This window comes from Variovorax paradoxus EPS, from assembly GCF_000184745.1.
Classification (GTDB): Bacteria; Pseudomonadota; Gammaproteobacteria; order Burkholderiales; family Burkholderiaceae_C; genus Variovorax; species Variovorax paradoxus_C.
In genome coordinates this window covers 4,620,733-4,641,470 of record NC_014931.1, presented here as the reverse complement: position 1 = coordinate 4,641,470, position 20,738 = coordinate 4,620,733, and the positions used below count along the sequence as shown (strand labels likewise).

Below are 20,738 nucleotides of genomic sequence, written 5' to 3'. Positions count from 1 at the left end.
AGCCGGTCGCCGGGTTCTCAGCCCCGCTTGGGAATATTGAGCCCCTTCACCACCGCAGGCCGCGCCACGAACGCCTCGAGCACCCGCGCCACGTTCTTGAACTCGCTGAACCCCACCAGCTCGCCCGCCTCATAGAACCCGATCAGGTTGCGGATCCAAGGGAACGAGGCGATGTCCGCAATCGTGTACTCGTCGCCCATGATCCATGCGCGGTTCGCGAGGTGCTTGTCGAGCACGCCGAGGAGGCGCTTCGATTCGGCCACGTAGCGGTCGCGCGGGCGCTTGTCTTCGTAGTCCTTGCCGGCGAACTTGTTGAAGAAGCCGAGCTGGCCAAACATGGGGCCGATGCCGCCCATCTGGAACATCACCCACTGGATGGTTTCGTAGCGGCCGGCGGCATCCTTCGGGATGAACTTGCCGGTTTTTTCTGCGAGGTAGATCAGGATCGCGCCCGACTCGAACAGCGCGAGCGGCTTGCCGCCGGGGCCGTCGGGATCGAGGATCGCCGGGATCTTGTTGTTCGGGTTGAGCGACAGGAACTCCGGCGACATCTGGTCCTGGGTCTCGAAGCTCACCAGGTGCGGCTCGTAGGCGAGGCCGGTTTCCTCCAGCATGATCGACACCTTCACGCCGTTGGGCGTGGGCAGCGAATAGAGCTGCAGGCGGTCAGGGTGCTGGGCGGGCCACTTGGCCGTGATGGGGAAGCTCGAGAGATCGGTCATGGGTGTTCCTGAAAAAGCGCAAGCGGGGGATTCTGCCCCCGCCTGTGGTTTTTCAGACGCCGGGCTTCAGATGCCCAGCCAGCGCATCAGGTCCGCTTCCGAGTCGTTCGTGGGCGCGACGAACCCCGTGTAGTTCGAGGCTGCGAGCGCACGCTTGCCGGCATCGCTCTGGCTGAGCCCGAGCAGCGTCTCGCGCACGGTCGCCACGGTGGCGGCATCGGTCTTGGTGGACATGAGCCACTGCTTGATCGGCACGCCGCGCGATTCCGCGCAGACCTTGCCGCCGCCGTCGGTCCAGGTCTTGATCACGCCGGCCGATGCGGTCGCGCCATACGCGGCGAAGCCGTTGGTCACGTAGAAGGGCACGGCCTCCTGGAAGCGCGTGTTGGTCACCTTGACCGCGGACTCCGCAACGCCGTGCTCGCGCAGCATCGCGCGCGTGATCACCGAGGTGATCGAGTCCACCTCGGGCAGCACCAGGTTCTTGCCCGCGACAGTCTTCCAGTCGGAGATGGGCTGGGCCTGCTTGCACAGGAACGAGACCTTGTAGTCGGTGTAGCCCGCGGTGAAGGCCAGTGCCTTGTAGTTGCCCGACTTCACCGCTTCGAGCGCGACGTGGGCCGGGTGGATGAACACCAGATCCACCTCTTTCTTCTTCAGCGCCTCGCGTGCCAGGTTGTACGAGATCAGCACCTTGATCGTCACCGGCTGCTTGAGCGCCTTGCTCAAGGCCTCGGCAATCGGCTCGAAACGTGGGGCGATCTGCGCCTCGGTGACCTGGTAGCTCACGCCTTCGGTGACACCGATCACGAGCGCATGGGCCGAGGCGCCGGTCGTGAGCAGGAGCGCCGCGAGCCCGCGTGCGGCCATGCGAAGCGACGAGGGGAGGGTGCGGAATTCCATCGGGGGCTTTCTTTCAGAGCGGTCCAAGATTGTTACAACATGTTGAATTCGATCATAGACAGCCGAAAGGTTTGCGCCCTCACGGGTTAGTACCAAGGTGCACATTTCTGATGCGCACGGGCAACGCCTCCAGCCATCTCGTTCGGAGATATGCAGGTCTTCAATCCATATGAATCTTGCGTGTTAACCCGCTGCGGCGAGGCTGCCCGGCGCCGCGACCATCGTCTCCACACCGAAAGCGAGACACAAAACCCCATGAGCACTCCCGCAATGACCCAGCCCTACGAGGGGCGCTTCGACAGCAGCTCCGACGCGGTCTACCGTAAGGTCAGCTGGCGCCTGATTCCGCTGCTCTTCCTCTGCTACATCGTGGCCTACCTGGACCGCGTGAACGTCGGCTTCGCCAAGCTGCAGATGCAGGGCGACCTGCAGTTCAGCGAGGCGGTGTATGGCCTGGGCGCTGGCATCTTCTTCGTCGGCTATTTCCTCTTCGAGGTGCCGAGCAACGTGGTGCTGCACCGCGTGGGCGCGCGCCGCTGGATCGCGCGGATCATGGTCACCTGGGGGCTGCTGTCGGCGGCGACCATGTTCGTGAGTTCGCCGATGTCGTTCTACGTGATCCGCTTTTTGCTCGGCGCGGCCGAGGCGGGCTTCTTCCCCGGAATCATCCTGTACCTCACCTACTGGTACCCCGCCGCGCGGCGCGGCAAGGCGACCTCGCTCTTTCTCGCGGCGATTCCGTTCGCGGGCATCCTGGGCGGGCCGATCTCGGGCTGGATCTTGCAGGGCATGAGCGGCGTGCATGGCTGGGCCGGATGGCAGTGGCTCTTCCTGCTGCAAGGCCTGCCGACCGTGGCGCTGGGCGTGGTCGTGTGGCGCTACCTCGACGACCGCGTGAAAGACGCGCAATGGCTCATACCGGCCGAGCGCGAGCTCATCGCACGCGACATCGCGGCGGAAGACGCTGGCAAGTCCGAAGCGAAGATCCTCACCGTGCTCGCCAACCCCCGCGTGTGGCTCTTGGCGCTGGTGTACTTCTCGTTCGTCTCGGGGCTCTACGGCATCTCGTTCTGGCTGCCGAGCATCATCAAGGCGATCGGCGTGAAGGGCGCGCTCGATATCGGCCTCGTCAGCGCGATTCCCTGGGCCTTCGGCGTTGTCGCGATGTACCTGGTGGCGCGCAGCGCCGACCGCCGGCTCGAGTACCGCTGGCACAGCGCCATCGCGGCCGTAGTCGGCGCCGTCGGACTGGTGCTGAGCGTGGCCTTCCATGGCAACGCCGTGTATGCGATGGCCGGGCTCACGCTCGCCACGATGGGGATCATGGCCACGCTGCCTATCTTCTGGGGCATGCCGACCGCGTTCCTCGGCGGTGCGGCGGCCGCGGCGGGCATTGCCTTCATCAACTCGTTCGGCAACCTCTCGGGCTTCAGCGCGCCTTTCATGATCGGCTTGATCAAGGACGCGACCCAGAGCACCGACGCGGGCCTCCACATGCTGGCCGCGCTGCTCGTCATCGGCGCGGTGCTCGTGCTCTTCGTCAAGCCACAAGCCGCTTCTTCGAAGAAGCGCTGAGGCGTACGTTCCCCGCACCGCGGCATTCGCCCGCGGTGCTTTCCCAGAGTTCAGGAAAGAAGACCCCATGGATGCGGTTGTGAGTCCCCCTGCGCGCGCGAAAAAACGCCGCGCACCCTCGAGCGAACTGCTCGCGCAGCTGCAGCGCCGCTTCGGCGAACGCTGCTCGACCAGCCAGGCCGTGCTGCTGCAGCACGGCACCGACGAATCGGCCTACCTGCCGCAGCCGCCCGATGCGGTCGTCTTCGTGCAGAGCACCGACGAGGTGGCCTTCGTCGTCAGGGCTTGTGCGCGGGAGCGCGTGCCGGTCATCGGCTTCGGCGTGGGCTCGTCGGTCGAAGGGCATCTGCTCGCGGTGGAAGGCGGCGTGTGCGTCGACTTCTCGCAGATGAACAAGGTGCTGGCGATTCGTTCCGACGACCTCACGGCCACCGTCGAGGCCGGTGTGACGCGTGGGCAACTGAACACGGCGCTGCTGGAAACCGGCTTCTTCTTCTCGGTCGATCCGGGAGCCGACGCGTCCATCGGCGGCATGGTCGCGACGGCCGCCTCGGGCACGAACACCGTGCGCTACGGCACGATGCGCGACAACCTCGTGAGCCTTACCGTGGTCACCGCGAACGGCGACGTGGTGCGCACCGCATCGCAGGCGCGCAAGAGCTCGGCGGGCTACAACCTCACGCAGCTCTATTGCGGCTCCGAAGGCACGCTGGGCCTCATCACCGAAGCGACCGTGCGGCTGCATCCGCACCCCGAGGCCTATGCGGCGGCGGTGGTGCATTTCCCGACGGTGGCCGCGGCGGTCGATTGCGTGATCGAGTCGATCCAGATGGGCGTGCCGCTCGCGCGCGCCGAGATGCTGGATGCGCTCACCATCCGCGCCGTCAACGCGCACAGCCGCACCGCGCTGCACGAAAGCCCCACGCTCTTCCTCGAATTCGGCGCGAGCAAGGCGCAGATCGACGAGCAGTCGGACATCGTTCGCGAGATCGCGGCCAATCACGGCGGCGGCGAATTTCAGTGGGCCAATCTGCAGGAAGAGCGCTCGCGCCTGTGGACGCCGCGTCATCACGCTTACTTCGCGTGCCTGCAATTGAAGGCCGGCAGCCGCAGCCTGACCACCGATGCCTGCGTGCCGCTGTCGGCCCTGGCGCAGTGCGTGGAAGAAACGCAGGCGGATATCGCCGCGCACGGCCTGCTCGCACCCGTGTTCGGCCACGTCGGCGACGGCAATTTCCATTGCCTCGTGCTGGTCGATCCGAACGATGCGGCAGAGAACGAAGCGGCCGAGGCCTTCAGCCACCGGCTCGTGCAGCGCGCGCTGCGCCACGGCGGCACATCGACCGGCGAGCACGGCGTGGGGCTTCACAAGATGCAGTACCTCCTCGAGGAACACGGCGTGCACACCGTCGGGCTGATGCGCGCGATCAAGCAGGCGCTGGACCCGCACGACATCTTCAACCCCGGAAAGATCATCGGCCCGGCCGAGGCTGTCCATACCCACCAGGAGACATAAGAAATGAACAACACCAGGCGCACGCTGGTCTCGATCGCGGTTGTCACGTTTGCGGCCGGTTGCGGCGGAGGCGGGGCCAACGGGGGCTTCTCGCCAGTGCTGCTTCCGGCCGCTCCTCCCGCACCTGCCTCTCCTCCCCCCGCAGCACCGCCGCCGCCGGCGATGTCGCTCGCCGAAAAGTGCCCCACGTTGAAGGGGCAGACGCTGGCCGCAGGCGCCGTCGCCATCGACGACGCCAAGGTCGTCGCCGCTTCGGCACCGCAGCCCGAGTACTGCGTGGTGACCGCGAGCTTCAAGGGCTCCACGCTGCGCTTCGAGGCGCGCCTGCCGACCTCCGGCTGGAACGGCAAGCTCGCCTTCATCGGCGGTGGCGGCTTCGACGGCCAGATGCCCACGGCCACCGCTGCGCAGTTCAGCGAATCGATCTTCACCGAGCGCTACGCGACCGTCGGCACCAACGGCGGCTACGACTATCCCGGCGCCACCGATCTCAACTACTTCAAGGGCGAGTTCGCACTCGATCCGGTCAAGCTGCTGGACTTCACGCAGCAGTCGGAACACCGCGCCCTGCCGCCGGGCAAGGAGGTGATCGCGCAGTTCTTCGGCACCGCGCCCACGCGCAGTTATTTCGAAGGCTGCTCGATGGGCGGGCACGACGCGATGATGCAGGCCCAGCGCTTTCCCGAAGACTTCGATGGCATCGTGGCGCGCGCGCCGGCGGGCAACATCATGGGCCTCTTCATGCAGTTCAACCGCATCGCCAAGCAGGTGCGCGTGCCCGCCAACACGCTGAATCCAGCAAAGCAGACGCTGCTCGCCGACGCGGTGCTGGCGCAGTGCGACGGGCTGGACGGCGTGGCCGACGGCATCATCTCCAAGCCGGCGGCGTGCACCTTCAACGCGACGGCGCTGCGCTGCGCGGGCGGCGCGGACACCGGCGACAGCTGCCTGTCCGATGCCCAGATCGCCACGGTGAACACCATCACCTCGCCGATCGCCACGTCCGACGGCGCGTGGTCGCACACGGGCTACAACTTCGGCGCGGAGAACTCGCCCAAGGGCTGGGGCGAGTACATCTGGCCGCAGGCAGCGTTCGGTGGCGCGTCGGTGCAAGGCCTGTTCTCGGACGGCTTCGTGCGCTCGTTCATCACGCGCGATCCGGCATTCGACACCTCCACCTGGAACCCCGACCAGTGGCTTTCGCGCATGGGAATCATCGGCGGCATGTTCAGCGCGGCCGATGCGGACCTGGGGCGCCTGCATGCGCGCGGCGCGAAGCTGATCATGTGGAACGGCACCAACGACACCTCGGTGAGCGCACGCGACAACGCGCGCTACTACGAGCAGGTCGTCGGCACCCTTGGCGCGCAGAAGGCCGACGAGACGGTCGAGCTGTTCCTCGCGCCCGGCGTGGGCCACTGCTACGGCGGCGCGGGGCCCGCCAAGGTCGACCTGCTGAAGGCGATGTCCACCTGGGTGGAGCAGGGCGTGCCCGCCTCGGCGCAGAAGCTGGTGCACCGCAAGGTCGATGGCGCAGGCGCCACCACGATGGCGCGCCCGATGTGCAAGTACCCCGCGTACCCGCGCTACAAGGGCGCGGGCGACGTGAACGATGCGGCGAGCTTCGATTGCGTGAGCTGACGAGCGGTTGGCCGAAAGTGCGGTCCTAGAATGACCGGCCGCCCGCTGCACCCCCGCAGCGGGCGGCCGGAGACACGCCGATGGAGTTGCGCCAGTTCAAGTATTTCGTCGCCATCGTGGATTGCGGCAGCCTCTCGCGCGCGGCGCAGCAGCTCTTCGTGGCGCAGTCGGCGCTCAGCAAGCAGATGGCCGAACTCGAAGGCGAACTGGGCACGCCGCTGCTGCTGCGCAGCCGCAACGGCGTCACGGTGACCGAAGCAGGCAAGGTGTTCTACGAATACGCGCAGGGCATCACCAAGCAGGTCGGCGATGCGAAGGCCGCGGTGCACGTGGCGGCGGATTCGGTGGTCGGTTCGGTGGTGGCGGCGCTGCCGCAGAGCGTGTCGCCGATGATCGCGCTGCCGTTGATGCGCGCGGCCGCCAGGCGCTACCCGGACGTGGTGTTTCACCTCAACGAGGAACTCACCGGCAACATGGCCGACCAGTTGCTGCGCGGGCGCGTCGACGTGGCGATCTTCTCGCCCACCATGCCCGCGGAAGATATCGCCTTTACGCCGCTCGTCGAGGAGGATTTCGTCTTTCTCGAATCGCCGCAGGACCCGCGCGCGCTGCCGCCGGGCGACGTGAGCATCGAAGAGGCCACGGCGCGTCCTCTGGTGTGGCCTGCCAATGCGCATGGCCATTGCACACGCTGGCTGGTGGATGCGGTGCTCGAGGCGGCCGGCCAGCCGCCGGCGCGCGTGGCGGCGGAAATCAACTCGGTCTACACGCTGAAGGCGGCGGTGGAGGCGGGGCTCGGCGCGACGATCATGCCGCTCGGCCTGGCGCAGCGCGAAGTGCGCGAAGACCGGTTGAGGGCGCACCGCATCGATTCGCCTGCGATGTTCCGCACGCTCGGGTTGTGCGTGTCGGTGCACCTGCCCACGACGAATGCGAAGCGTGCGATCTGCAACCTGATCGGCGACGTGATCCGCGACCTCTGCACCAGCGGCCAATGGGAAGGCACGCGGCTCGCGGCGCCCGCAGGCAAGGCGAGAAAGGAAGTGCGCGCCTCTGCACCGCGACCGCCTTCACCGCTTCAGCCGCGCCGATAGTGTTCCTGGTGCGCCTGGCGCAGTTCGAACTTCTGGATCTTTCCGGTCGAGGTCATCGGCAGCGCGGGCAGGAAGACGATTTCCTTGGGCACCTCGAAGCCGCCGAGGTGTTCCCTGCAATGCGCGGCGAGATCCGCCGCGGTGAGCTCCGCCGCCGCATCGGGCCGCCGCGTGACGAAGGCGGTGATGGCTTCGCCCCAGTGGTCGTGCGGCAGCCCGACCACCGCCGCATTGAGCACGGCGGGATGCCGCAGCAACACCTCCTCGACCTTGAGCGATGGCACGTTTTCGCCGCCCGACTTCACCATGTCCTTCAGCCGGTCGAGGAAGATCAACTGGCCGTCGTCGTCGAGCTTGCCGAGGTCGCCCGAGTGGTGCCAGCCGAAGCGCTGCGCGTTCGCCGTCGCCTCGGGGTCCTTGTAGTAGCCGAGCATCACGTTGGGACCGCGAAAGACGATTTCGCCGACCTGGTTCGCGCCGAGCAGCTCGCCGCCGTCGCCCATCACCGCGACCTCGTTCACCAGCGTGCCCACGCCCCAGTAGGAGCCGAAGCGCTGTCGCTGCTCGTGCACCTCGAAGATGGTGGCGCCGGGGTACATCTCGGTCTGGCCGGAGACCAATGCGAAGTTCTGGCAGAACTCGTCGAGCAGGTGCAGCAGCAGCGTGCGGGACATCGGCGCCATCGCGTAGACGCACAGGCGCAGGCTCGAGAGGTCGCGCGCCGCGCGCTGCGGATGCGCGAGCAGCGCGCCGTACATCATCGGCAGGCCGACCACGACGGTGATGCGGTGGCGCTCGATGGCTTCGAGCACCGCGCCGGGATCGAAGCCGCGAAAGATGACGAGCGCGCCGCCGACCGCGAGCGCCGACATCAGCACCGTGTGCTGGCCGCAATGAAAGAGCGGCAGCACGCTGCTCCACACGTCGCAGCGCTCGGGGCTGCTGCCCCACTCGACCATGTTGCTCAGCAGCACCGAGTGCACCGAGGCGTGCGAATGCATCACGCCTTTCTGCCGGCCGGTGGTGCCGCTCGTGTACATGATGAGCGCAAGCTGCGTGCTGTCGATGTCCACGTCGGGCAGCGTGGCGGCGCCCGTAGCGATCGCTTCCGCGACGGTGGGAATCCCCTCGGGCGGCGCATCGCCATCGAGCACGCAGAGCATCGGCGCGACGCCTTGGTCCTGCAGCAGATCGCGCAGCGCGGGCTTGGCGTGCAGGGCCGTGTCGATCACGATGTGGCGTATCTCCGCATGCGCGAGGATGTAGCCGATGGCATCGACCGCGAGCGCGGTGTTGATCGGCACCCACACCATTCCGGCCTTCTGGATGCCGAGCATCGCGACGACCATCTGGATCGAGTTGTTGCACAGCATGCCCACGCGCTCCCCGCTCGGAAGGCCGAGGCCCAGCAGGTGGTGCGCGAAGCGGTTCGATGCGGCGTCGAGCTCGCTGTAGGTCATGCGGTGCGCCCCGTCGATCAACGCGGTGCGCGCGCCGAAGCGACGCGCGGAACGGTGGAGCACATCGCCCAGCGCGATGCGCGAGATGCGTGCAATGGAGGGGGATGGCTGAGGTGTGGGCGCGGGGCGGACTGCGGGCATGGCTTCGTGTCTCAGGTCTTCGGTCGGTCGTTGATCGATCTCGCGGCCAGAGGCTAAGGCCCGCCCGGCGCCGCGTCTTGCGAAGAGTGGCTACACGAAGAAAGGCCCGCCGAAGCGGGCCGCTGCCGATTCAGGACCCGGCTCGACCTCGCGTCAGAAGCGCGCCTTCAGGAACGCCGAGGGCCCTTGCAGCCGCACCTTGAGCCGAGAGTCGGCAGTGCTGCCGTCGCGGGTCAGGTCGATGTTCGTCACGCCATAGGAGACCACGAGGCCCACATTCTTCACCGGGAACCACTCGACGCCGGCCGAGGCGTTGTAGATGTTGCCGTGGAAGCGGCCGCTGCTCTTCCACACGCCCGAGGCGTCGGCGAACAGGCGCAGGTCGGGCGTGATGGCGTGGCGCACGCCAATTTCGAGCAGCGGCGCGACCGCGTTGTCGCTCGAGCTTTCGTTCAGCGTGCCGACCTGTCCGTTCACCCCGGCGAGCGCGGTGATGCCCAGCGTCGCGCGGTAGTAGGCCGCGCCGGCACCGAGGCCGAACACCGTGTTGCCCGAGCCGAGCCACCACTTGTACGAGAGCTTGGCGAAGTCGAGCTTGGTGTTGAGGTTCGCGTTGCCGAGAGTGCTCAGCGTGCCGAAGGGGCCGAGAGAGGTGTTGTTGCCGAACTGGCCGCCGTAGTCGCGCTTGTACTGGTAGTAGTCGAAGGATATGCCCTGGCTGTCGCCCAGCAGCAGGTCGGCGGTGATGCGGGGCATGGTCACGCGGCCGGGCTTGATGTCGCCCGTCTGCAGCGTTCCGTAGGGAGTGGCCACGGAGGCCTCGAGCTTCGGATCGGCGTTGAAGCCGCCCACCGAGAGACTGAACCGGTCCAGCGCCGGCGAAGGGTCGGCCAGCGCGGGTGCGGTGGCGAAAAGAAAACCGGAACCCACCAGCGCACCGAGGGCGCCGAATCTGAACGTCCAGTCGAGCGGACGGGAGCGGAACGACAGCATGAAGAATCCTTCGGAAATTGAAGAAGCCCCGGGCATTGCCTCGGGGCCAGACTCCCTTGAACCGCAGTACCTTAGTGAGGCGGCACAACGCGTCGAATGCGCGGAATGCGGCTCTTCTTGTAGGAATTTCTTGATGGTGCGGGGGCGGCGCTACAGTGCCGCATGCGCAAACACCTCTCCACGACCACGGGCCCGCAGCGTCTTCTCTACGGCTCCGTTGTCGGGGCCGCCGTGGCGCTGGCACCGTGGCCCGTCGGCGGCATGGCGCGGGGGCTGGCGGGCTGGTGCGCGGGGGTGCTGGTGTACCAGGTGCTGACCTGGTGGCTGATCGAGACCTTCGACGCGCGGCGCACGCGCGAGCGGGCGCAGTCGCTGGACCAGCCCAACCTGATGATCCTGGTGTCGATGCTGGTGGTGGTCGCCGTGAGCGTGATCGCCATCGCGATGCTGCTGCAGCAGGTGAAGCAACTGACGGGCTGGGAGCGCGCGGGCCACGTCGTGCTCGGCGTGGTGGCGCTGGTCGGCTCCTGGCTGATGATGCACACGATCTACGCCTTTCACTACGCGCACCGCTACTACATCGACCAGAAGGGCGGCTCGCCCGATGGCGGCCTCGACTTTCCGGGCAAGGACGACCCGGACTACTTCGACTTTCTCTACTACTCGTACGTGATCGGCATGACCTCGCAGGTGTCCGACGTGCAGGCCACGTCGCGCGAGATGCGGCGCATCACGCTGGTCCACAGCGTGCTGGCCTTCGCATTCAACATGCTGGTGCTGGCGCTCTCCGTCAACGTCGTGGCTGGCGCTATCTGATCGCCGCCATCAAACCGTCTTGGGTTTGGGGCCGAGCCGGACCACGCCGGTGGAGAGCGCCACGCCGCACACGATCACCACGGCGGAAATCAGCATCCACTGCGTGATGCTTTCACCGAGGAACACCGCGCCGTAGAAGAGCGCGAACACCGGCACCAGGAAGGTCACGGTCAGTGCGCGGGCCGGGCCGGCGCGTTCGATCAGGCGGAAGAACAGGATGTACGCCACGCCCGTGCAGGCGATGCCCAGCGCCAGCAGCGCGAGCCATGCGCGCAGGCTCGGCATCTGCGCGGGCCAGAGCCAGATGGCCGGCAGCGCGAGGAAGAGCGTGGCGCCCAGCTGGCTGCCCGTCGCGGTGGCCAGCGGCGGCACACCGCCCAGGTAGCGCCGGGTGGCGCTGGCCGAGATGCCGTAGCACAGGCACGCCCCGAGGCAGGCGATGACAGCCCACAGCGCGGCGTTGCTGCTCGCGCCGGCGTGCAGGCCGGCGCTGCGGCTCGCGAGCATCGCGACGCCGGTAAAGCCGATAACGAGGCCGACGATGCGCGAGCCGCTCGGCCGCTCGCGGAACCACGCCCATGCAACCAGCGCGCCGAACATCGGCACGGTGGCGTTGATGACGGCCGCGAGGCCGGAGTTGATGGTCAGGAGCGCAAAGCAGAAGAGCGCGAACGGCATTCCCGAGTTGAAGACGCCGACGCCGAAGGTGGCCTTCCAGTGCTTGGCGATGGCCGGCCCCTGGCCGCGCACGAGCGCGATCGGCAGCAGGAACAGCGCGGCGATCGCCACCCGCACCGCGGCCGTCGGCAACGCGCCGAACTCGGCCGCACCAATGCGCATGAAGAGAAAGGATGCGCCCCAGAGCGCACCGAGCAGCACGAGGTCGATGAGCCAGGGCTTGGCGATGCTGGTGGCAGTGTTGTTCTGTGTTGTTGTGCTCATGCGTCTCTCGGTCTTTTCTTATCTCGCGCCTTCCAGTTCGAGGAGGGCGGTCTTGCGGTGAAGCCCGCCAGCGTAACCGGTCAGCGAACCGTCGGAGCCGAGCACGCGGTGGCACGGAACGATCACGCTGATCGGGTTGCGCCCCACGGCCGCGCCCACCGCGCGCACCGCGGCCGGGTTGCCCACATGCACGCTGAGCGCGCCGTAGGTCATCGTCTTGCCCGCGGGAATCGCGAGCAGCGCCTGCCACACGCTCTGCTGGAAGGCGGTGCCGTGCGACAGGTCGAGTGGCATGTCGAAATCACCGCGCTTGCCTGCGAAGTAGTCGCGCAGCTGCGTGCCGGCCTCGATGAGCGCCGGATGGTCGTCCTTCGCGATCCAGCCCGTGGTGTCGGGCCAGTGGCGCTGCTGGTCGAACCAGACGCCGGCCAGGCCCTGGTCGGTGGCCGCCATCGTGATGCCGCCGAGCGGCGTGTCGATGTGCGAGGTGTAGATGGCCTTGCTCTTGAACTTCATGACATTTCAGGCTGCGACGCCTGCCGTTGTGATGTGGGAAGAATCCACCGCCGCTTCTTCTGTGGCGGCTGGGGGAGAAGAGGGCGCGTGCCAGGCCCGCAGCACCGCATAGCTGCGCCAGGGCCGCCATGCCTGCGAGGCCTCGCTGGCCGCGCGCGCGGTGGTCACGCCCAACGCCTTCTGCAGCGCGACGTCGCCCGCCGGAAATGCATCGGGCCAGCGCAGCGCGCGCATCGCGATGTACTGCGCGGTCCAGGCGCCGATGCCGGGGAGTTCCTGCAGCGCGGCGATGGTCGCGGGCACGTCGGCGCCCGCATGCAGCGCCAGCTTGCCGGCCGCCACTTCGCGCGCGATGGCCTGCAGGGCGGCCTGGCGTTGCCGCACGATGCCGAGCTGCCCCAGCGCATCGCCGCTCGCCGCCGCCAGAGCCGCGGGCGTGGGAAACAGCTTGTCCAGCCCGTCGATGGGCGTGGCGATCGGTTCGCCGAACGCCTCGACCAGCCGCGAGCCCAGCGTGCGCGCCGCGGCCACCGTGATCTGCTGGCCCAGCACCGCGCGCACCGCAAGCTCGAAGCCGTCGACCGTGCCGGGCACGCGCAGTCCATCGCCATGCGGAAAGGCCGCATGCAGCGCCGCGTTGATCGCCATCGGCTCGGCGTCGAGATCGAGCATGGCGCGTGCCCGGCTGATCACGATCGGCAGCACCGCGGCGAGCGAATCGCTGACCGACAGCAGCATCTGCTCGCGTTCGAGGTCGAAGCGCAGCTGCAGCCATCCGGCGTGGGCCTGCCCGCCTTGCTGCACGCGCAATGTGCGGGCCAGGCGCACATAGGTCGGCGTGCCGCCCTTGGCGGGCACCTTGCCGTCGGCCGTGGTCGCCACCTCGACACCGCGCAGGGCGCGGCGCGCGAAGAAGCCGAGCATCGCGCTCACGTCGTAAGGCGGACGAAAGCCCAGCCGCACTTCGATCGCCTTGCCTTCGCCGCCCTGCGTGCCGCCCGCGCGCCGCAGCGCACTCGGGTTGAGGCCGTAATGCTCGACGAAGGCGGCATTGAAGCGGCGCACGCTCGCAAAGCCGCTGGCCAGCGCCACCTGCGTCATCGGCAGGCGCGTGTCGGCGATCAGCTGCTTGGCGGCCAGCAGGCGCCGCGTCTGCAGGTATTGCAGCGGGGAGACGCCGAACTGCGCCTCGAAGATGCGCCGCAGGTGCCGGTCGCTCACGCCCAGGCGCGCCGCGATCTGCGCCGCACCGGGGCCGTTGTCATCGCCGTGGGTCCATGCGTCGGGCTCGTCGATCAGCCGCGCGGCCTGCAGCGCGAGGATGCGGGAAGAGTCTTCGGTCGACCAGCTGGCCGCGCGCGGCGCCAGCTCGGGCCGGCAGCGCAGGCACGGACGGAAGCCCTCGGCCTCGGCCTGCGCCGCATGCACGAAGAACCGGCAGTTCTCGCGCCGTGGCAGCTTGACGCGGCAGACCGGCCGGCAATAGATGCCGGTGGAGGTCACGGCGGTGAAGAACGAGCCGTCGAAGCGCGCATCGTGCGTCTTCATCGCCAGGTAGCAGGCGTCGCTCTCGAGCGCTTCAGAGGGGGCTTGGGTGGAAGGCATGGACAAATGATACGGTTTCGAGTCGTTTCAACTGGCCGTTTTCGGACATGTGGGCACGCGGGGCGTTGCCTACAATCCCCGTTCCAAAAACCCACAGGGAAACGCCTTTCATGCAACTCAGCGCGTCGATCTTCAAGGCCTATGACATCCGCGGCGTCGTGCCCGTCACCCTCGATGCCGAGGTGGCCGAAGCCCTCGGGCGCGCGTTCGGCAGCGCCGCCCGCGCCGCTGGCGAGAAGACGGTGGCCGTGGGACGTGATGGACGCCTGTCGGGCCCCGCACTCGCCGAGGCGCTGATCAAGGGCCTGGTGGCCACCGGCGTCGAGGTGATCGACGTGGGCGCGGTGACCACGCCGATGCTCTACTTTGCGGCCCACACGCTGTGCACGAGCGGCATCCAGGTCACCGGCAGCCACAACCCCAAGGACTACAACGGCTTCAAAATGGTGCTGGCCGGCCGCGCGATCTACGGCGACGAGATCCAGGGCCTGCGCAAGACCATGGAAGACGGCACCGCCAGGCTCGCCCCCGGCGGCAGCGTGCGCAAGGTCGATGTGACCGACGCCTACGTCAAGCGCATCGCGGGCGACATCAAGCTGGCGCGCCCGATGAAGATCGTGGTCGATTCGGGCAACGGCATCGCGGGTGCCACGGCCCCCGCCATCTTCCGCGCCATAGGCTGCGAGGTGGTCGAGCTCTTCAGCGAGGTCGACGGCGATTTCCCCAACCACCACCCCGATCCGAGCAAGCTGGAGAACCTCAAGGACCTGATGGCCGAACTGGCCAAGGGCGAAGCCGAACTGGGCCTGGCCTTCGACGGCGACGGCGACCGCCTGGGCATCGTCACCAAGGACGGCCAGAACATCTTCCCGGATCGCCAGATGCAGCTCTTCGCACAGGACGTGCTCTCGCGCGTGCCCGGCGGCACCATCGTCTACGACGTGAAGTGCTCGCAGCGCTTGGCGCCTGCCATCGAGGCCGCGGGCGGCAAGCCGATGATCTACAAGACCGGCCACTCGCTCATCAAGGCGAAGATGAAGGAAATCGATTCGCCGCTGGGCGGCGAGATGAGCGGCCACATCTTCTTCAAGGAACGCTGGTTCGGCTTCGACGACGGCACTTACGCCGGCTGCCGCCTGCTGGAAATCTTGAGCAAGAGCCCGGACGCGAGTGAGGTGCTCAACGCGCTGCCCACCAGCTTCTCGACGCCCGAACTCAACGTGGCCTGCGCCGAAGGCGAGCCGCACACGGTGGTCGACACGCTCGTGAAGGGCGCGAGTTTCGCGGCACCCGCCAAGGTCTCGACCATCGACGGCCTGCGCGTGGACTGGCCCGATGGCTTCGGGCTGATCCGCGCTTCCAACACCACGCCCGTGCTGGTGCTGCGCTTCGAAGGCCAGACCGATGCCGCGCTCCAGCGCATCCAGGCCGAAATGCTCGCGCTGCTGCGCACCGCCAAACCCGACGCCAAGCTGGCCGAAGCTTCCCACTGACACCTGTGCGTTCCCTGCTGCTGCGCCTGTACGGCGCCTTCACCACCGTCGTGCAACCGCTGGTGCGCCGCAAGTTGCGGCGCCGCGCGGAGGCCGAGCCTGGCTATGCCGTGGCCGTCGAGGAGCGCTTCGGCCACTACGACGAATCCATCACCGGCGAGGCCCAGTGCTGGGTACACGCGGTGTCGCTCGGCGAAACGCGCGCGGCCGCCATCCTCATTGCCGAACTGCGGCGGCAGTACCCGGGCATTCCGATCCTGCTCACGCACGGCACCGCCACTGGCCGCGAAGAGGGCGCCAAGCTGCTCGAGCCCGGCGACACGCAGGTCTGGCAGCCGTGGGACACGCCGGGTGCCGTCGCGCGCTTTCTCGATCGCTTCAAGCCGCGCATCGGCGTGCTGATGGAAACCGAGGTCTGGCCCGAGATGGCCGCGGTCTGCGCCGAGCGCCGCATTCCGCTGGTGCTGGCCAATGCGCGGCTCAACGAGAAATCGCTGGCCGCGGCCGAGCGCCTGGGCTGGCTCGCGCGGCCCGCGTACTCGGCGCTCGCGGCCGTGTGGGCGCAGACCGAGGCCGACGCGCACCGGCTCGTGTCGCTCGGCGCCAAGGTGGCCGGCATCTACGGCAACCTCAAGTTCGATGCGACGCCGGATGCGCGGCAGCTCACCGCCGCGACCTCGCTGCGCGAGCGCCTGCCCAAGCCCATGGTCGTGCTCGCGAGTTCGCGCGACGGTGAGGAGCGGCTGCTGCTCGAGGTGCTCAAGCGCTTCGGCGCCACCTCGCCGGTTCCGCCCGAGCAGGGCGCGATCCGCTCGATCGCCAAGCGCGTGCATGACGTGCAATGGATGATCGTGCCGCGCCATCCGCAACGTTTCGATGAAGTGGCGGCGCTCATCGAATCGCAAGGTTTCGCGGTCGCACGCCGCAGCGCCGCGGGCCAACCGACGGATGCGGAGATCTGGCTCGGCGATTCGCTCGGCGAGATGGCGCTGTACTACGGCCTGGCCGACGTGGCGCTGCTTGGCGGCAGCTTCGAGCCGCTGGGCGGGCAGAACCTCATCGAGCCGGCCGCCTGCGGCTGCCCGGTGGTGATGGGCCCCTCGACCTTCAATTTCGCCGAGGCGGCGCAGCTGTCGCTGGCGGCCGGTGCGTCGCTGCGCGTCGAAGGCATGGAGCAGGCGGTGACGGCGGCGCTGAAGCTGGTCGAGAACCCCGAGCGGCGAGCGGCGATGGCGGAGGCTGCGCTGGCGTTCTCGTCGTCGAACCGCGGAGCGGCCGAGCGCACGGCGGCGGCTGTGCTGGCGATTGCGCAGGCGGCGGAGCCTGTGGTGGCGGAGGGCGTGCCGTTGGCCGAACCCGAGCGCGCGGAACCAACTCTGGACTGAACCCGCTTTGCTCCTTCCCCTTCAGGGGGAAGGCTGGGATGGGGGCAAGCGCCCAACGAGCGCTGTGTAGGGGTCGTAGCCGTCGTGCCCCCACCCCGACCCTTGTATGTAGCAAAGTAGCGCTTGGCCGGCACAGGCCGATCGACCCAGGGTAGGCCTTCATGGTCATACCGAGGGGGAGCGAGGGTCGTGCCGGCCGACCTCGGTTCGTAGTGAACAGACAGCCCGAACGGTTGTGAGGTCTGAGAGACCGCATCGAACACAAGGAAGGGCGCTGTGTCATGAACGACGAAATCTTTATCGGTATCGACGTATGCAAGGCCTGGCTGGACGTGGCACAAGTGCCCGCCTTGGCTGCAGGTGAAGCCAGTGCATTTGCTTTGCGCGTGGACAACGAGGATGGTGCCCGTGCCGTTCTCGTGGAGCAACTCAAACGGCTGCGACCCACGCTGGTGGTGCTGGAAGCCACGGGTGGCTTTGAAACTGCGCTGGCAAGCCAGTTGTGCCTGGCCGGCGTTCCCGTGGCGGTGGTCAATCCGAAGCGGGTGCGCGACTTTGCCCGCGCCGCGGGCATCCTGGCCAAGACCGACAAGCTGGACGCGCAGGTGCTTGCGGTATTTGCCCAACGCATGCGCCCGCAGGTGCATGCACTGCCTGACGAGGCGCAGCAGGAACTTACCGAGCTGGTGGACCGGCGCGCGCAACTGGTGGCGATGCGAGCGCAGGAGAAGGCGCGCCTGACCACGGTCAAGCCGGTTGCGCGCAAGAGCGTGCGCGAGCACATCGCGTGGCTCGATGCACGCATCAGGCAGATCGAGCGTGACCTGGACGGGCGCTTGAAGGACTCGCCTCTGTATCGGCCCAAATACGACCTTCTGGACAGCGTGCCGGGCGTGGGACGGGTGACGATCACCACCTTGCTCAGCCGCATGCCCGAGCTGGGCACGCTGGAGAGAAAGCGCATCGCTGCGCTGGCGGGCGTCGCCCCGTTTGCCGACGACAGCGGCAAGCGCCGTGGCCAGAGGTACATCCAGGGCGGGCGCGCAGACGTGCGCTGCGTGCTGTACATGGCCGCGCTCAGCGCAGCGCGATGCAACCCCGTGATCAAGGCGATGTACGAGCGCCTGCGCGCTGCCGGCAAGCCCTTCAAGGTTGCCATCACCGCCTGCATGCGCAAGCTGCTCGTCATTCTCAACGCCATGCTCAAGTCCGAGCAGCCCTGGCGCACTGACCCGATTGCTCGGTAGGTATTGACACGGTTGCTCCCCCGGAAGGGGAGGGAGAAGAAAAGACCTAACCCTCGTTCAGCGCACCGGCGGATTCACGATCACCGGCGGCACCGGAGCCGTCGGCATCGTCGGAGGCGTCGGGTTGAACGGCTGCACCGGCACTGGCGGCACCACCGGAATGCTGGGCGGCGTCACCGTCGTCGAAGACGGCGCAGGCGAACGATCCGGCGTCGTCGTGACCGAGGGCACCGCCGGCGTGCTCCCGTTGCTCGCCAGCGTCGCGTTGATCGCGTTCATGTCCGCCGTCGTCAGCGTGCCGTTGGCCTGGCGCAGCTTCAGGTTGCCCAGCAGCACGTTGTAGCGCGCCTGCGCGAGATCGCGCTTGGTCTGGAACAGCTGGCTCTGCGAGTTGAGCACGTCGATGTTGATGCGCACGCCCACCTGGTAGCCGAGCTTGTTGGCATCGAGCGCGCTCTGGCTCGAGGCCTCGGCCGCTTCCAGCGCTTTCACCTGGCCCGCACCCGACACGAGGCCGAGGTACGCCGCGCGCGTGGCCTGGGCCACGCTGCGCCGGGTGCCGTCGAGCACGCTGCGCGACTGGTCTTCGAGCGCCAGTGTTTCCTTGATGCGGTTCTCGGTCGCAAAGCCCGCGAAGAGCGGCAGGTTGAACGTGACACCGACCGTGGCGGCGTTGACGCGCGTGCCCACGGTGCTGGTACTGGTGCCCGTCGGGTTGCGCGTGACGTTGTAGCCCAGGTTGGCGTCGAGCGTGGGCTTGTGGCCGGCCTGCGCCTTCTGCACTTCGAGCCCAGCCACATCGAGTCCGAGGCGCGCCTGCTGGATCGCGGGATGCACCTCGTCGGCCTGCGCGACCCAGGCGTTGATGTCCGCGGGTTGGGCAGTCGGCAGCACGACCGGCACGGCCAGCGGCACCGGCACGCTGCCGGGGCGGCCGACGAGTTGGTCGAGCACGATCTTCTTGACCTGCAGGTCGTTCTCGGCGGCGATCTCCTGCGCGATCACCAGGTCGTAGCGGGCCTGGGCTTCGCGCGAGTCGGTGATGGTGGAGGTGCCGACTTCGAAGTTGCGCTTGGCCGACGCGAGCTGTTCGGCCACGGCGACCTTTTGCGCACGCACCAGCGCCAGACTGTCCTGGCTTGCGAGCACATCGAAGTACGCCTGGCTCACGCGCACGATCAGGTCCTGCTCGGCGGTGGTGAGCACCGCCAGCGCGATCTCCGTCTGGCGCTTGCCCTGCTCGTAGGTGGCCCAGTTGGCGGGGCGGTAGAGCGGCTGCGTGGCGTTGATGCCGACGTTCTGCGTGTTGAAGTCGCGCGAGGCGCTGGCACCTCGGCTGGTGCCCGTGAGGGTGTCGATGTCCAGGCTGCTGCGGTTCACGCCGGCCGTGAGCCCGACGGCCGGCAGGATGCCGGCCTTGGCCTGCGCGGCGCGCGCGACGTTCGCGTCGTACTGCGCCCGGGCGCCCTGGTACGTGGCGTCGTAGCCGCGGGCGGAGTCATAGAGTTCGTTCAGTGTCTGGCCTTGGGCCGGCAGTGCAAGCAGAGTCGCGATAACGCTGGCGAGTGCTGCGGAAAGTGGCAGAAGCCGGGGCCTTGGAGGCATTGAACGTCCTTGAGGGAAAGAATCAGTAGCGCGGGACCGTAGGGTCGTGCGACGACCAGGCGTCGATGCCGCCCGCCACGTTGGCGAGCTGGTCAAAGCCGTTCTGGTTCAAAAACGCGGCCACGCGCTGGCTGCGCGCGCCGTGGTGGCAGAGACAGGCAATGCGCTGGCCTTCGCCCAACTCAGCGAGGCGGCCGGGGATCTCGTTCATCGGGATCGCCACCAGCGTGAAGCCCGCGGGCGCGACGCTCGCCGTCTGCAGCTCCCACGGTTCGCGCACATCGAGCAGCACCGGGGTGGCATCGGCGTCCTGGGCGAACCAGGCGGCAAGGTCGGCGGGGCGGACTTGGTCGATCATTCGTGCGGCCCGCTCAGAACGAGAAGCGCGAGGGCTCGGGGAAGTTCAGGAGGCGCGGCGCCACGGTGTCCCAGGGCTGGACCGTGTCCCACTTGCTTTCGCTCGAGCGGGTGACGAAGTGGGCGCGCATCATCGGCTCTTCGCCCACGATGGCGGCGAGGCGGCCGCCGACCTTGAGCGATCCCAGCAGGTTCTGCGGAATGCGGGCGACCGAGCCGCTCAGCACGATCACGTCGAAGCTCGGGCCGCTGGGCAGGGGCACGGCGCCGTCGGCGTGGCGCACTTCGACGTTGCTCACGCCGTTCTGGCGCAGCGTCTCGGCGGCGCGGGCGGCCAGCACGGGATTGATTTCGAGCGACAGCACCTGGGCGGCGCGGGCGCCGAGGAGGGCTGCCATGAAGCCCGAGCCGGTGCCGATTTCGAGCACCGACTCATGTTTCTGCACTTTCAGGTCGTGCAGCATGCGGGCCTCGACCTTGGGGGACAGCATGATCTCGCCGGGCACGGAGCCGTCGAGGAGGGGCAGCTCCATGTCGAAGAAGGAGAGCGTGCGGTGGGCTTCCGGCACGTAGTCTTCCCGGTGGATGGTGGCCAGCAGGTCGAGGATGTCCAGGTCCAGCACATCCCAGGGGCGGATCTGCTGTTCGATCATGTTGAAGCGCAAGCGCTCGAGGGTGGGGGTGGGGTTCATGGCGTGGCTTTCCTTGTGGGCTCAGGACAAACCTT

Annotated in this window: 18 protein-coding genes; 8 read left to right on the top strand and 10 right to left on the bottom strand. The window is 67.8% G+C overall.

Features of this window, described 5'->3' with window-relative positions; translation table 11 throughout:
- Window positions 1-17 precede the first annotated feature (17 nt).
- Window positions 18-722, bottom strand: coding sequence for a glutathione S-transferase N-terminal domain-containing protein (locus tag VARPA_RS21500; RefSeq protein ID WP_013542693.1), 705 nt, complete (start codon window positions 720-722; stop codon window positions 18-20).
- A 66-nt stretch (window positions 723-788) separates the two neighbouring features.
- Window positions 789-1,625: a phosphate/phosphite/phosphonate ABC transporter substrate-binding protein gene (locus VARPA_RS21495; protein WP_013542692.1), complete on the bottom strand. Its 837-nt coding sequence runs from the start codon at window positions 1,623-1,625 to the stop codon at window positions 789-791.
- Between the two features lie 255 nt (window positions 1,626-1,880).
- On the opposite strand from VARPA_RS21495, the gene VARPA_RS21490 reads away from it, so the two are divergent.
- The 4 genes from VARPA_RS21490 (at window position 1,881) to VARPA_RS21475 (ending at window position 7,451) form a co-directional block, all read left to right on the top strand.
- Window positions 1,881-3,200 carry an MFS transporter gene (locus VARPA_RS21490; RefSeq protein WP_041942988.1) on the top strand — a complete coding sequence of 440 codons (1,320 nt, stop codon included), beginning with the start codon at window positions 1,881-1,883 and terminating at the stop codon, window positions 3,198-3,200.
- A gap of 67 nt (window positions 3,201-3,267) precedes the next feature.
- A complete protein-coding gene (locus VARPA_RS21485) occupies window positions 3,268-4,716 on the top strand; it encodes an FAD-binding oxidoreductase (RefSeq protein WP_013542690.1) in 1,449 nt (482 codons plus the stop codon).
- 3 nt (window positions 4,717-4,719) lie between these two features.
- Window positions 4,720-6,357: a tannase/feruloyl esterase family alpha/beta hydrolase gene (locus VARPA_RS21480; protein ID WP_013542689.1), complete on the top strand. Its 1,638-nt coding sequence runs from the start codon at window positions 4,720-4,722 to the stop codon at window positions 6,355-6,357.
- Between the two features lie 80 nt (window positions 6,358-6,437).
- Complete coding sequence (locus VARPA_RS21475; protein ID WP_013542688.1) at window positions 6,438-7,451, top strand: LysR substrate-binding domain-containing protein; 1,014 nt, start codon at window positions 6,438-6,440, stop codon at window positions 7,449-7,451.
- Here the strand turns inward: VARPA_RS21475 and VARPA_RS21470 are convergent.
- Together VARPA_RS21470 and VARPA_RS21465 are read right to left on the bottom strand one after the other, a co-directional pair.
- A complete protein-coding gene (locus tag VARPA_RS21470; RefSeq protein ID WP_013542687.1) occupies window positions 7,436-9,052 on the bottom strand; it encodes a class I adenylate-forming enzyme family protein in 1,617 nt (538 codons plus the stop codon). The genes VARPA_RS21475 and VARPA_RS21470 overlap by 16 nt on opposite strands.
- A gap of 153 nt (window positions 9,053-9,205) precedes the next feature.
- Window positions 9,206-10,045, bottom strand: a complete 840-nt coding sequence (locus VARPA_RS21465; RefSeq protein ID WP_013542686.1) for a hypothetical protein — start codon at window positions 10,043-10,045, stop codon at window positions 9,206-9,208.
- 162 nt (window positions 10,046-10,207) lie between these two features.
- Here VARPA_RS21465 and VARPA_RS21460 point away from each other — a divergent pair, with 162 nt between their 5' ends.
- Complete coding sequence (locus tag VARPA_RS21460; RefSeq protein WP_013542685.1) at window positions 10,208-10,861, top strand: DUF1345 domain-containing protein; 654 nt, start codon at window positions 10,208-10,210, stop codon at window positions 10,859-10,861.
- A gap of 9 nt (window positions 10,862-10,870) precedes the next feature.
- Here VARPA_RS21460 and VARPA_RS21455 read toward each other — a convergent pair whose 3' ends face one another.
- From VARPA_RS21455 to VARPA_RS21445, 3 genes are read right to left on the bottom strand one after another with little or no spacing between them, the layout of a single operon-like run.
- Window positions 10,871-11,803 carry a DMT family transporter gene (locus VARPA_RS21455; protein ID WP_013542684.1) on the bottom strand — a complete coding sequence of 311 codons (933 nt, stop codon included), beginning with the start codon at window positions 11,801-11,803 and terminating at the stop codon, window positions 10,871-10,873.
- A gap of 18 nt (window positions 11,804-11,821) precedes the next feature.
- Entirely contained in the window at window positions 11,822-12,319 is a 498-nt protein-coding gene (locus VARPA_RS21450; RefSeq protein WP_013542683.1) for a methylated-DNA--[protein]-cysteine S-methyltransferase, read from the bottom strand.
- A 6-nt stretch (window positions 12,320-12,325) separates the two neighbouring features.
- Window positions 12,326-13,924, bottom strand: coding sequence for a DNA-3-methyladenine glycosylase 2 family protein (locus VARPA_RS21445; RefSeq protein WP_013542682.1), 1,599 nt, complete (start codon window positions 13,922-13,924; stop codon window positions 12,326-12,328).
- 110 nt (window positions 13,925-14,034) lie between these two features.
- Between VARPA_RS21445 and VARPA_RS21440 the strand changes: the two genes are divergently transcribed.
- The 3 genes from VARPA_RS21440 (at window position 14,035) to VARPA_RS21430 (ending at window position 18,049) form a co-directional block, all read left to right on the top strand.
- On the top strand, window positions 14,035-15,417 hold the full coding sequence (locus VARPA_RS21440) for a phosphomannomutase/phosphoglucomutase (protein WP_013542681.1): 1,383 nt from the start codon (window positions 14,035-14,037) through the stop codon (window positions 15,415-15,417).
- Between the two features lie 5 nt (window positions 15,418-15,422).
- Entirely contained in the window at window positions 15,423-16,802 is a 1,380-nt protein-coding gene (locus tag VARPA_RS21435) for a 3-deoxy-D-manno-octulosonic acid transferase (RefSeq protein WP_013542680.1), read from the top strand.
- Window positions 16,803-17,083: 281 nt separating this feature from the next.
- Window positions 17,084-18,049, top strand: coding sequence for an IS110 family transposase (locus VARPA_RS21430; protein ID WP_013541048.1), 966 nt, complete (start codon window positions 17,084-17,086; stop codon window positions 18,047-18,049).
- Between the two features lie 57 nt (window positions 18,050-18,106).
- On the opposite strand, the gene VARPA_RS21425 is transcribed toward VARPA_RS21430, so the two are convergent.
- From VARPA_RS21425 to VARPA_RS21415, 3 genes are read right to left on the bottom strand one after another with little or no spacing between them, the layout of a single operon-like run.
- A complete protein-coding gene (locus tag VARPA_RS21425) occupies window positions 18,107-19,654 on the bottom strand; it encodes a TolC family outer membrane protein (protein ID WP_013542679.1) in 1,548 nt (515 codons plus the stop codon).
- 22 nt (window positions 19,655-19,676) lie between these two features.
- Entirely contained in the window at window positions 19,677-20,012 is a 336-nt protein-coding gene (locus VARPA_RS21420; protein WP_013542678.1) for a rhodanese-like domain-containing protein, read from the bottom strand.
- A 13-nt stretch (window positions 20,013-20,025) separates the two neighbouring features.
- A complete protein-coding gene (locus VARPA_RS21415; RefSeq protein ID WP_013542677.1) occupies window positions 20,026-20,703 on the bottom strand; it encodes a protein-L-isoaspartate O-methyltransferase family protein in 678 nt (225 codons plus the stop codon).
- Between the last annotated feature and the right edge of the window lie 35 nt (window positions 20,704-20,738).

Bases quoted from the DNA above. Each gene is read 5' to 3' on its own strand.
- VARPA_RS21430 (WP_013541048.1), top strand. From the start codon at position 17,084: ATGAACGACGAAATCTTTATCGGTATCGACGTATGCAAGGCCTGGCTG.
- VARPA_RS21460 (WP_013542685.1), top strand. From the start codon at position 10,208: ATGCGCAAACACCTCTCCACGACCACGGGCCCGCAGCGTCTTCTCTAC.
- VARPA_RS21490 (WP_041942988.1), top strand. From the start codon at position 1,881: ATGAGCACTCCCGCAATGACCCAGCCCTACGAGGGGCGCTTCGACAGC.
- VARPA_RS21425 (WP_013542679.1), bottom strand. From the start codon at position 19,654: ATGCCTCCAAGGCCCCGGCTTCTGCCACTTTCCGCAGCACTCGCCAGC.
- VARPA_RS21450 (WP_013542683.1), bottom strand. From the start codon at position 12,319: ATGAAGTTCAAGAGCAAGGCCATCTACACCTCGCACATCGACACGCCG.
- VARPA_RS21470 (WP_013542687.1), bottom strand. From the start codon at position 9,052: ATGCCCGCAGTCCGCCCCGCGCCCACACCTCAGCCATCCCCCTCCATT.
- VARPA_RS21485 (WP_013542690.1), top strand. From the start codon at position 3,268: ATGGATGCGGTTGTGAGTCCCCCTGCGCGCGCGAAAAAACGCCGCGCA.
- VARPA_RS21465 (WP_013542686.1), bottom strand. From the start codon at position 10,045: ATGCTGTCGTTCCGCTCCCGTCCGCTCGACTGGACGTTCAGATTCGGC.
- VARPA_RS21440 (WP_013542681.1), top strand. From the start codon at position 14,035: ATGCAACTCAGCGCGTCGATCTTCAAGGCCTATGACATCCGCGGCGTC.
- VARPA_RS21495 (WP_013542692.1), bottom strand. From the start codon at position 1,625: ATGGAATTCCGCACCCTCCCCTCGTCGCTTCGCATGGCCGCACGCGGG.
- VARPA_RS21455 (WP_013542684.1), bottom strand. From the start codon at position 11,803: ATGAGCACAACAACACAGAACAACACTGCCACCAGCATCGCCAAGCCC.
- VARPA_RS21500 (WP_013542693.1), bottom strand. From the start codon at position 722: ATGACCGATCTCTCGAGCTTCCCCATCACGGCCAAGTGGCCCGCCCAG.
- VARPA_RS21415 (WP_013542677.1), bottom strand. From the start codon at position 20,703: ATGAACCCCACCCCCACCCTCGAGCGCTTGCGCTTCAACATGATCGAA.
- VARPA_RS21445 (WP_013542682.1), bottom strand. From the start codon at position 13,924: ATGCCTTCCACCCAAGCCCCCTCTGAAGCGCTCGAGAGCGACGCCTGC.
- VARPA_RS21475 (WP_013542688.1), top strand. From the start codon at position 6,438: ATGGAGTTGCGCCAGTTCAAGTATTTCGTCGCCATCGTGGATTGCGGC.
- VARPA_RS21480 (WP_013542689.1), top strand. From the start codon at position 4,720: ATGAACAACACCAGGCGCACGCTGGTCTCGATCGCGGTTGTCACGTTT.
- VARPA_RS21420 (WP_013542678.1), bottom strand. From the start codon at position 20,012: ATGATCGACCAAGTCCGCCCCGCCGACCTTGCCGCCTGGTTCGCCCAG.